The organism is Bradyrhizobium ferriligni (assembly GCF_056837965.1).
The window spans coordinates 33,282-44,656 of sequence record NZ_JBXEJO010000047.1 but is presented as its reverse complement, the minus strand read 5'-3'; the positions used below and the strand labels follow the sequence as shown (position 1 = coordinate 44,656).

8 protein-coding genes and 1 pseudogene are annotated in these 11,375 nt (G+C 57.7%); 4 read left to right on the top strand and 5 right to left on the bottom strand.

Annotated features, from left to right (window positions below; translation table 11 throughout):
- The first annotated feature begins 358 nt into the window (after positions 1-358).
- Complete coding sequence (locus AC1VNY_RS26270; RefSeq protein WP_194456192.1) at positions 359-1,201, top strand: electron transfer flavoprotein subunit beta/FixA family protein; 843 nt, start codon at positions 359-361, stop codon at positions 1,199-1,201.
- Between the two features lie 247 nt (positions 1,202-1,448).
- Here AC1VNY_RS26270 and AC1VNY_RS26265 read toward each other — a convergent pair whose 3' ends face one another.
- Both AC1VNY_RS26265 and AC1VNY_RS26260 read right to left on the bottom strand, forming a co-directional pair.
- Positions 1,449-2,765, bottom strand: coding sequence for a DUF3422 family protein (locus AC1VNY_RS26265; protein ID WP_482407375.1), 1,317 nt, complete (start codon positions 2,763-2,765; stop codon positions 1,449-1,451).
- Between the two features lie 71 nt (positions 2,766-2,836).
- Positions 2,837-3,133, bottom strand: coding sequence for a hypothetical protein (locus AC1VNY_RS26260; protein WP_482407374.1), 297 nt, complete (start codon positions 3,131-3,133; stop codon positions 2,837-2,839).
- Between the two features lie 466 nt (positions 3,134-3,599).
- On the opposite strand from AC1VNY_RS26260, the gene AC1VNY_RS26255 reads away from it, so the two are divergent.
- Positions 3,600-3,749 (top strand): hypothetical protein, encoded by a 150-nt coding sequence (locus tag AC1VNY_RS26255; RefSeq protein WP_482407373.1) that lies wholly within the window; start codon positions 3,600-3,602, stop codon positions 3,747-3,749.
- Positions 3,750-4,515: 766 nt separating this feature from the next.
- Here the strand turns inward: AC1VNY_RS26255 and AC1VNY_RS26250 are convergent.
- A pseudogene (locus tag AC1VNY_RS26250) lies at positions 4,516-5,190 on the bottom strand (MFS transporter); the annotation flags it as partial.
- 1,041 nt (positions 5,191-6,231) lie between these two features.
- Here AC1VNY_RS26250 and AC1VNY_RS26245 point away from each other — a divergent pair.
- Together AC1VNY_RS26245 and AC1VNY_RS26240 are read left to right on the top strand one after the other, a co-directional pair.
- On the top strand, positions 6,232-7,263 hold the full coding sequence (locus tag AC1VNY_RS26245) for a GFA family protein (protein ID WP_482407372.1): 1,032 nt from the start codon (positions 6,232-6,234) through the stop codon (positions 7,261-7,263).
- 23 nt (positions 7,264-7,286) lie between these two features.
- Positions 7,287-7,964 (top strand): 2OG-Fe(II) oxygenase, encoded by a 678-nt coding sequence (locus AC1VNY_RS26240; protein ID WP_194456189.1) that lies wholly within the window; start codon positions 7,287-7,289, stop codon positions 7,962-7,964.
- Between the two features lie 240 nt (positions 7,965-8,204).
- Here AC1VNY_RS26240 and AC1VNY_RS26235 read toward each other — a convergent pair whose 3' ends face one another.
- Together AC1VNY_RS26235 and AC1VNY_RS26230 are read right to left on the bottom strand one after the other, a co-directional pair.
- On the bottom strand, positions 8,205-9,506 hold the full coding sequence (locus AC1VNY_RS26235; RefSeq protein ID WP_482407371.1) for a preATP grasp domain-containing protein: 1,302 nt from the start codon (positions 9,504-9,506) through the stop codon (positions 8,205-8,207).
- 199 nt (positions 9,507-9,705) lie between these two features.
- On the bottom strand, positions 9,706-11,223 hold the full coding sequence (locus AC1VNY_RS26230) for a class I adenylate-forming enzyme family protein (protein WP_482407400.1): 1,518 nt from the start codon (positions 11,221-11,223) through the stop codon (positions 9,706-9,708).
- Positions 11,224-11,375: the final 152 nt, after the last annotated feature.

Sequence of the window (11,375 nt, the reverse complement as noted above, 5' to 3'; positions counted from 1 at the left end):
AAGCGTGGATACTGATGTTGACCTGCCACTGAACTTTCATCCAGCAGCGGTTAGAGTCTCAGGGTTTTTGCAGCGAGGCCGAAGGCCTCCGGAGCGCGCCCGGACCTGCAGCTTGAATTCTGCAGGAGGTCGCGGTGTGGGCCTTGCAAGCTCACGGCTTCGCGCCGTGGTCGGACGGAACGGAATGGCGCTGTCGCAGTTCCGACGGGTGTCGATATTCGTTCGTCCAGAACACCGGGCTGGAGGGACGTATCTACCTATCTAAGCCTCTGTGGCAGCTAACAGATTCCAAAATCGGGTGCTGTGGTACAACACTTGCTGTTCTTTTCGCAGCTACCGCAACCTTTGGAGCAACTCAGTGCACATTGTCGTCTGCATTAAACAGGTTCCGGACTCTGCGCAGATCCGCGTGCACCCCGTGACCAATACGATCATGCGTCAGGGTGTGCCGACGATCATTAACCCATATGACCTCTTCGCGCTCGAGGCCGCGCTCGAGCTGCGCGACCGGTTCGGCGGCGAAATAACCGTGCTGACAATGGGGCCGCAATCGGCGGAAGATTCCTTGCGGAAAGCGCTGACCTTTGGCGCCGATCGCGCCGTACTGCTCACCGATCGCAGCTTTGCGGGCTCCGACACCCTGGCCACAACGTATGCGCTGGCAACCGCCATCCGAAAAATCGGCAAGGAATATGGCTCGCCAGACCTCATGTTTACCGGCAAGCAGACCATCGACGGCGATACCGCGCAGGTTGGGCCCGGCATCGCAAAACGGCTGGGTGTGCTGCAGCTGACCTACGTCGCCAAGGTCAAAACCCTCGATCTCGCTGCCCGTACAATTGAAGCGGAGCGACGCTCCGAAGGGGGGGTCCAGGTGCTGCACACGAGGCTGCCTTGTCTCATTACCATGCTGGAGGGGACCAGCCAGATTCGGCGCGGCGCGATGGCCGATGCCTTGCGTGCTGCGCGTGCACCAATCGTGAAATGGAGCGCGCACGATGCCGGCGTCGAGGACGTCTCCAAATGCGGCCTTAAGGGCTCGCCGACCGTCGTCAAGCGAGTCTTCGCTCCTTCTGCGCGGGCTGAGAAAGCGGCGCTGGTGGAGGCCGCCGAGCAACCAGCGCAGGCGTTGATTGATGCTATTTTTAAGCATCAACCGAAGCTCGAAACCGATCTTGCGGCGCTAGCCCGCGATGCTTGACCTGGAGAGTCTTGGCGACGATAAGCGTTACGGTCCTGAACGCGTCAAGGTTTGGCTCTCATCTGGTCACACCGACATGCACGGAGGCATGTAGAGCCTGGCGCTGACCGTTCAGCGGAGCTGAAGCGCAATCCTCCCGTCGGCGATGACCTCTATCCGGGCCGCCGACGACTTGGTGAAAACTGCTGCCACGTGGGTCGGGAATGTCTGCCGTTAAGCTCTGTTGTCAATCAGCTACAATCGATGCTTACTTGTCCGTTACGGACGGCTCGTCGCGATGCTTGAGGTGTCGCTTTCGTGCATTGTAACTAACCAGCCAGATCACCCCGACTGCGACCGGCACGCACGCCGCGGTTAGATAAGAGGGTTCTACATGGAGACCAACATCGTGCGCTCCCTTGGCAAGGTAGCCAAACAAACTGACCACGTAATATCCTATCGCCGCGACCGACAATCCCTCCACCGTGCACTGCAGCCGAAGCTGTTGTCCCGTGCGTTCATTGATAGCGTGCAATAGGTCGCGGTTCTGCTGTTCGATTTCAACGTCGACACGGGTTCGCAACAGATCGGCGGCGCGCGCCAACTTGACCGACAGAGTTACCTCACGATCCTTGGTCGTCTCACAAGTTCGCATCGCAGGCGCCATCCGGCGAGCCAGGAACGACGACCATGTCGGATAGTCCGTGATCTCACTGCCTTCGATGATGGACAGTCGGGATTGGACTAGCTCGTAATAAGCTCTGCCGGCGCCGAAGCGAAACAGGCTTCCGGTCGCGCCTCGCTCAAAAGAGGTGGCCAAAGCGGTCAGTTCGGCAAGGAGATGGTTGTTGAGCTTCAATCCCTCCGCGCCTTGCATTTCTTCGAGCACCTCACCGAGACGTCTATCAATGCGATCGACAAATGGACCAAGCTCAAGCGCGGCCGACAGACCAAGCAGCGCCAACGGACGATAGGTCTCAACTTCAAGCAGCCGCTGCACCAGTGCACCTAGATTGTGCGGCGTCAGCCCGAGGTCGCAGACAAGAATTTTGGTGAAACCGCTTTCGTCGACGCGAAAATCCGAGGCCATAACACTTGCTCCGCCCTTTATGCGGGCCATGGCGAGGCTGCTCTTGTCGAAAAGTTGTTCGGCGCGCCTCAATGGGGAGGCGTGCTGCTCGACATCCAGCTTGATTGCGACCAGCAACTGCCCTTCCTGCCGCAAGTCGCGCATCAAGGAGTGAACCGCACTTTGGGAGTCGTCGCTCTGTCGAGCGAACGGGCCATTCGCTATCCAGGTAAAGGTTGCGAACTCGGCATGCTGCTCCCAGCGAAGCACAACGGGGCCGATGTCGATTTGGTGATGTTTCGCTGAGAGCTGCGGAGCTGGAAGGTCACGCTCTCGACAAAACGTGACGAAGGCGCGGCGATCGCTTGCGGCCGCATCGCCCTGCGCAAGAAATGCGAAGTGCGTCACCTTAAATGGAGGGACAAGCTGCATAAACGGGCGCGCATGCACTTCATTGAGTACGGCATCGCGCTGCGCATGTAGCTTGAAACTCCGAAGATCCAGTTTATCGGGCACGTGCGAGCACCTCGCGTCAGAATGGGCGCGCATTCATCTGTGTCAGCGCGCGAGCGGCATTGGTGTCGACTCTAGGGATCTGTTCGCGCGGGTAGGGTGGTGGCGCGGGTTGATCCGAAGCCGCTCAAAGTTGCGAAACCAGCGCCAAACGTGTTTGTTTCCACCGGACGCGCACGAACATCGCTCGACATCGATGTGTTGGCGCACATACCACGCGACCCGCAGGCCAGAACGAAATCGAGAGCGGCGTGACCAACGCACGAAGAGTTACAAGCTTTCGTCTCCACGAGGTTGCTAATCGTCGTCGCCGGCTCGACACCGGCTGCTGCATCGTCGATTGACGGCAAAAGCGCAAACGTGACTTTCATCTTGGCTGCTCTCCTGTCTCACATTTGCACGCGATGCAGGATATGGGCCAGCACGGAAGTAGCGGAAAGGTCGTGTTTTTCGCGTAATGTGATTGTCGCAACAGCCAGCGGAGGATGTCCGGCAACGAAATCACTTACATTCGGACAACCATCCTCACAGGGAATTCTGGAACTGTATCGCCATCAGATGGAATCCCAGTCTCATTGCGACCGGGTAGCTTGCGCTCTTTGAGCCCGGCCTCTGTAACAACCGCGACACCAGAAGGCCTTGCTGATTTCGGAATGCTGACATGGCTGTCGTTCTTGATTGAGCAGCGTCATCGAAGACTGCCGATTAGCGGTTGCGGATCCGCCTTCAGTGCACAGACAATCCCCTGCGGTGACGATTATCGCATAGGGCGGAGCAGAATCGGGATCCGACACAAGGCGTACCCTGCAGGCCGGTCAACTCCAACCTAGAGAATTGATGGCGGTGAACGTCGAGCGTTCCATGCGTCCGATCACAAGACGCATTGCCTTGTTCACCGGCAGCGAAGGCGGCCGAGAACTGAGCGGCCCGACGTCGCGCCTGGAAATGGCAAAATCCAAGAGTCTACCTGCAGTCCGAACTGACTGATGTCCCGGAGCGCATCGTGTCCGAGCAAACCACGAGGCTGCGGCGGCACGAGCTACCCGCCTGAAAAGTGCGAGATGGTGCACCATCGGGCCGCACAGGTCGCTGCATATGGGCACGGGCGTCATAAGGCTGCATCTCGATGACATCAGCGGCGATGCCGCTTGACCCATCAAGCGATGGCGTCAGGCTCGCGTCAATCGGCATTCCGCCGCCATAAGCGCTCCATGCTCACCAGCTATTTTGCCGCGATACCAGCCCTCGCGCTGAGCCGCAACGATAACAGTAACACCCTTGAGAGTGCGCCCGATCGGTCCGAGCCGACGCACCGGCGCGGAGTTGAGGGCGATATCGATCCGAGTACACGGTGCCAGGGTTCTATACCGCGATACGGCTCGGACTGTCGGCGTGGGCACGGAGTCCGGATCCGACAACGTCCATCACGGCCTGCTGTGACCCAACCCGCTGCACATTCGATGGAACCGTCCGTTGTTCGGAGCGCAACAAGGCGGTCTCCAGACCAGGACTTTCCAACGCTCACAGCCGACATCCAGCGGCCGCCGGCCTGGTGTCTATGTCGGGTGGCGATTTGCCGCGTACGCGGATCACCGTGGACGTGGCACTCTTACGGCGTACTTGGCGTCGTGTCTGGTTTCCGACAATTTCGGACATGCGATGCGACTCCGAGCCCCGTGTCGATGCGCTGAGCGAACTCTGGCTCCACGCATCGATTGAGGCCGTAAGACACGTCAGCGGTTAGGATCACGTGCTAGCGTGATGCTGCTTGCGCGCCCAACGCGCTCTCGGGCGATTTCCGAAGAGAAGGCTTCGCAGCTCTCGATGGCTTGGGGGTGAGTGCCGCGACGATACCGAGAGCAGCTGCAAACATCAGCCAGAATCCAGGTGAAGCCTTGTCATTAGTCCGCTCAATGAGCCAAGTAGAGACGAGTGGCGTAAACGTACCAAACAGGGCCGCCGCGAACGCGAAGGCCAGGGAGAAGCACGTTGTGCGCACATGCGCAGGCACGATCTCGACGAGAGCACCCAGCATAATCCCGCCGTAGGTGCCAAATTAGAACGAGAACATCATCGCCACCGCAAGCAGCTTGCCGAAACTGGGGGCGCTTATCAACCAACTCAAAGCCGGATAGGCGGTCATCAACGCAAGGCCAGCAATGGACAGCAGAACTGGCTTACGGCCGATACGGTCGGAAACGATGCCGCCAATTGGATTCCAGATGAAGTTGGTTACCGCGACCAGGAGAGTCACCAAGAGCGCATCCTGCGTGGACAGCTTCAACACGGTCCTGCCGAACGTCGGGGTGTAGACGGTGACGAAATAGAAAGTCGTCGTGGTCAGGATCGCCATCATCATCCCGAGAACGACCGTGCCCCAATGGACTAGCGTCGAGGCAAAGACCTCGCGCGCCGTGGGATGCTTTTCATCGCCAAAACATCAATTGCCAGAAGCCCGCCTACTCGAGGCGAAATCAAGGCTTGAGGTTCCGCTCGGTCACCTATGAGGTAGCTTTTCGAGCAATCTTTGGCATTTCAACAGCTCTGTGTCCACCGCGGATGGTGTCGGCTGATTCGATGACGCGTCTTCATTGTTCGGCTTCTAACTGCGCGTAAATTCTCGCCAGATTCAAAATACCAGCATTGAATAGCCGTTTCGTACTCAGACATTTGCCCGCCTAGTACAAGGTTGGCATAGCAATTGCTACAAGCGTGCAGGAATACAGGATATTGGACGAGTGCACGCAGAACGGGCGAATGGCAGCGGCGATCCCTTTGCCTTGAGACAATCGCGCTCGGCCGGCAGCCGCAATGTCGCGTAGATTGCGGCTGCAGGCCTCGAAGAGCCCGCTGGATGTGGTTCGTCTCGGCAATGCCGAATCAAGTCCGCAGGGGATGCGCTGAGCAGGCAGTGAACAGCAACCGAGGAGGCTTGATCCGTCCACGACAGGTCGCAGATGAAAGCATCGAGGTGGCCCGATGTGCCGCCTGCGCATGTCAGGCGAGCCTCCCTTGGCCTGGCGGACGCCGATATCAGCAAATGATGGATGGCGCGTTTGGCCATTCGCGGATTTGATTGCTCGTGGATAGAAATCCAACGCGAGAGGGGCGTCGCTTCAATCTATGGGCATGTTCCTATCGACGCGCTCGAGAACAGGACTGTTCTCCTGATGGCCCGGTCTGGTACTGCGAAGATGGTCGTGGGGCAGTTCGCCTGTATGGCGAACGCGACCGCAAACCCGTCTGACCAAGTTGGCCGCCTTCAGAAGTTTTCCTCAAACATCAATTCTCTCCTCACGTTGGGGTTCAAATGAGGCCTTCTCAAGCGTCGCAAGTTCAACTGGATCGCCCTTCGCAGATATTCTGCGAGTACCTGACTGAGCAAGCGCGAAATCTGTCTGGCCTGCATCCGTTCGCTACGGAGATGTCTAAACACCAAGTTGCGAGTTTGCTGCCGGAATACTTGGCGATGTCACAGGCGTTCCCTTACCTGCAGGCAGGCTCGCAAAAGGATCTCATATTTGATGCGATGCGTCGCAACCGAGACCTTCCCTGGGATGTTGAACTAACCAGCGTGGTCGCAAATTTCATCTGTTGGGATGAGACGGGCGGTTATGGCCGAGTTCTCCGAGGCGGCAAGGCGGCGCTACCCGATATTCTGGCGACTGAAAATTTCCACTCAAACCTGCTTAGAAAGGATGCATCGCGACTACTCGGTAGAACAATACAGCCGAATTATAGCGCCACAACAAAGCGGTACCTGCATTCACTCTATGCTGGATTGTCATCGAAAGACCCGGTCGTGCGCTGCGCCTACATGGTCGCTTTTGAGCTGCATGCTGCGGAAATGATCCAGTCACTGTGGACCACCCTGGTCAAAACCTTTGATGTGCGGTCTGACGATCTGGAGTACTTCCGCAGTCATGTCGGCGGCGAGGATCCCGCCGAGAAGTATCACGGAGAAATGACGACCCGGCTCATTCGCGAACTTGTGCCTGCTGACGGCAATCGTCGTTTTTTGGATGAATTCGATCGAGCCTATCGGCTCAGCTTACAGTGGTGCCGCGATCTGCTGCAAACTGTCTCAATTGAGGAAGATGGCCTTGCGGAGATCGAACATCACGGCAGTTGTCATTGTGGTGCCGTCAAGTTCTACGTCCGAGCGCCGCGAGAGCTCTCCGCAGTTCGATGCAACTGCTCCATCTGCCGAATGTCCGGGTTTCTGCACCTACTTGTGCCCGGCGATAAGGTCAGGATTGAGTATGGCGAAGACTTTCTCAATACATATCAATTTAATAAGAATATTGCTCGTCACACGTTTTGCCGGATTTGCGGCGTAAAGCCGTTCTATCGGCCGCGATCGGACCCCGCGGGTTTCAGCGTAAACATTGGATGCTTGGATAAGCGAACGATCGAAGACATAAGAATAGAGGATTTCGATGGCGAGCATTGGGAGGAAGCGTTCCGCCTGACGCACGAGGCGTGGGAAGCCACCCGCTAAGATCAAACTTGGAGTGAAGCCGCATGGCGCGCGCAATGAACGATAGATCCCGTCTGCTGTCAGAGGAGGCTCTCACCAAATACCGTATAGAGTTATTGGTGAAGGGTACGGTCGTGATCGCCCCTCAGACGTTGTTCACCCGAGATGATTTGGCGAGGATCGATCAGCTCCAGATGGAAATTCCCGAAGAAGAGGTGCGGGTCGGAGATGCCGGCGACTCGCACAATGTCTTCGTGAGGCGGGTGAGGGTAGATCCGCCGGGCCGTCCTCCTAGCAATGTGCAGGGCAAAGCTCCAGGGCAGATCATCGAACTGCTTGAGAGGAAAGACCGCAGCTTCGCGCTGAAAAAGATCTTGGGGGCATCGTCAGATTACGTGATTCGCCGATGCCAGATGCATCGATTGCCTCCCGGTTCGTTCGTTGGCATTCACTTAGACGCTGAGAGCGACCCGGACTTCGAGTACTCCGTGATTGTGCAACTCGCGAGGGACTTTGAGGGGGGTGAGTTCGTGGTCTATCCGAACGCATACGAACAGCAGGTATTTCGACCGCCGTTTGGGGCCGTGCTTGTCACCACATGTAGGATTCGACATGAGGTGAAGCCTGTGCACGCTGGGGAGCGCCGATCGCTGGTGTACTTCTGTTCAAAACGCAGCGGCGCAAATCGCCGGATCATCGAAAGCACTGCTGACGGCCTATGAGGACCGTTAGCGGAAACGGCTTTCGGACGGGGTGAGGACGCGGAGCCAACTTCTGGCAGACGCTGCCTACTTCGCAAGAGCGTGCCTTGAATCTTGTGGTATATCCTGGGTTCACGATTGGTCTACTTCGAGCGAAAGAAGCAGATACTGACCTGACGTTCCCAACAGCGGGTGTCAAGCACACGTTCGGATACGGGGGATGGCTTCGAATGAATGGAGGAGTTTAAAAGATCTGTGATCTCAGTTGGCCATTGCCAAGAGTCGGTGCTGCAGATCGCGGGCCGTTGGCCTATCGGGCGCGATCACCAGGCACTCCACGGTGCCTGCATCTTGATCGACGGCAAGCGGGATCACGCCCTCCTTGCGTGTGCCATCGAATAGAAATCCATACCTGACGAACCGATCAAGCGCGGCCCGGAGAGAACATGATGGAACGTTTCTCACGGAAGAAATAACGTGACGACTGGAATAATCGATGCCCAGCAGCCGGACGGCAATACTATGTAACACTGACCCTCCGCCCCACCGGCCGTTCGCTTCGTTAAAGAAAAGCCGGCCGTCGCTCGCGAAAATGCCGTCAATGTTGATCATTCCGCGATATCCCAAGGTTCGCGCCAGCTCGACAAATCGGTAGGCGTGCGCCTGGGCAGCCAGCCATTGCTCATTCGTTAGGTCGCTTGGAAGCTCGAGCCCTGTCCAGATGAGCGCCCGTTCGGATCGGTCTTCGCTGCGACGTAGACGGATGCTTCCACTGTTGATGAAAACGATCGAACCATCTTCCTCTATCTCATACTCAAGATAGAACAGAGCGCGAGCCAAGTGGTACGATTCAATGACCAATGTCTTGCAGGATGCTGTAGTCATCTCAGACCAAATGGCCTGAGGATCAAACGATGGCCAAGCAACCGTTCGGGTATCTCGCGCCCCAGGAAGTGCTCCACTTTCGTTGCCGGTCAGGATGACATTGCCGACTCCGCCCGCTCCATTATCCAACTTGACGATCACGTTGCCGGTCTCTGACCTCAAGGAGGTGACCGCTCTGAAAAGTTCGTTTGGGTTCGTAATCGCGCATCCACTGGGCAGCGGGAGCGCGACACTTGTCGCCAATTGACGGAAGTGGCTCTTGCGGTTCAAGAGATCCGGCCCACGCTGCAAAGCGAATTCGTCCCCGCTCTGCGGGATGCCAAGCAGCGCCGCCAAGCGCGCTACGCCTTCACTAGAGTAGCAGGCAGACATTCTCCAAGTTGATTTCTGGCGAATATGGCTGTTGAGTCGCTCGACGAAAGCATTGGATAGCAGGGTGCAATCATTGAGAATCGGCGATTCACGGGCGTCGTCAGGCACGAGCGTCGAGAGACGCGAGGCATCGAAATTGAGCGTCGCGCCGATGAAGGATAGCAGGTCTGCCGGGATTGCTACCGGAGAGACTATTAGATCACCCTCCTGTGCGAACCAGGCAGACCGGCATGCGGAGTTGGCGGAAAGGGACAGTTGAGTTGCTGTTAGATCGCCACCCGACATTTGATCTGTCCCGGCATTCATGATTAAGATCCGAGGCAATGACAATCTCCCAGACGCCTGGCGTGATTAAGCACAGACCGCCATGCCAGCAACGATGAGTTCGCTGCGGCGCATCGTATGGAGGTACCAACCGAAAGGCGGTATTGCGCCGCCTCGATATCTCCTGTGGTGTAGTAGGGAACTACGGCTAACCAATCCGCCGTTCTCAATTGCTGTCTCCTTACGGGCTTGACTGCGTGTCGACCTTCAGCATGAAATGCTGGACCTTGCCCAACGCCGTTTTCGGCAGTTCGTGCGTGAATATGATTTCGCGCGGTACCTTAAAACGGGCGAGCTGCGATTGGACGTGCGCCAACAGCGCTTCGGCTCCGATCCGGGCCCCCGGTCGCCTGATCACGTAGGCGATCGGGACTTCTTCCCAGCGCGGGTCCGGTCGACCGACGACGGCGCATTCGGCGACATCTGGATGGCTCATGAGCACACGTTCCACTTCCGCCGGATAGATATTCTCTCCGCCGGAGATGATCAGGTTCTTCTTGCGGTCGCGGACCCAAAAATATCCATCGGCATCGCAGCGGCCGATGTCACCAGTGCGATACCAACCATCACTAAAGGCCTCGCGCGTTGCCCGCTGATCGCCCCAGTATCCGCAGAAGACGTTGGGTCCGCGTACTGCGATCTCGCCTGGGATCCCGGGCGGCAACTTGGTGCCGACGTCATCGATGATGGCTGCTTCGCAGCAAAGGCCAGGCAGGCCGCTTGCGCCGTCAGGTGCGAGATCTGCGCCGAGCTTAGTATAGACAGCGATAGGAGAGGTCTCCGTCGAACCATAAACTTGTAAGACCGGCACTCCGCGCCTGACAAAGCGCTCGACAAGGCGCTGAGGTACCATCGTCGATCCGGTACAGATTGCTTTGAGCGCGGATAGATCTGTGCTCGCCCATCGCGGATGGTCCGTTAGCGCTTGCATCATGGCAGGCACCAAGGCTGCGAGCGTGGGCCGGTCATGCTCGAATGCATCAAACGTTGCCTCTGGCGAAAAGCGGCTTTGGATAGTTACCGTCGCGCCGTGATGCAAACCGGGGGTCGTTTGGATATTGAGGCCGCCGACGTGGAAGAGCGGCAAAACGGTCAGGGCGTGATCAGTCGAGGTTAAGTCATGCATGTGCTGACTCATAACCCCGTTCCACAGCAAAGCGTCCTGACGCAGCACAGCGCCTTTAGGTCGTCCCGTCGTGCCCGAAGTATAGACGATCAGAAGCGGGCAGGACAGGTCCGCACGTGGATCGCACTCGTCCCCACAGCCTTCGTCCAGAAGGTCGTCCAACTTGCTTCCGCCGGGCGGCGCGAAGTCCAGGCCGACAAGGCAGATATCGGGAAGTTGCCGCGTCAGAGCCGGCAAGACGGCGTTAAATGCCTGCTCAAACACGAGCACGTGTGCCCCGGAGTCGGAAAGAATGAAAACCTGTTCGGCGGCCGCAAGGCGCCAGTTCAATGGAACGAGGATTGCGCCGAGCCGCGCGCAGGCATAGAGCAAGGTCAGATAGTCAGGCCGGTTGAGGCTGAGGATCGCGATCCGGTCACCCTTCTTGACGCCGAGTCGGCGCTTGAGGGCGTAAGAGACACGCCCGATCCGTCGATTGAAGGCCGAGTAGCTCAGAGTGTGTCCCTCGAAACGGATCGCGGCTTTGTCGGGGGCATATGCAGCGTTGCGCTCGATCAATGTGCAGAGATCCAAACTCATTCTCCGTGAGCTTCGCAAGACACTTTGGTTCCGGTGTAGTTCAGCCGGAGTTTGGAATTACTTCGCCAGACCTCGATTGAGTGCTTCGGGTACCCGTTGCGCGGGCTATGATCACGCGGCCCGAGCTGGACCAAGCGGTTCTTGAT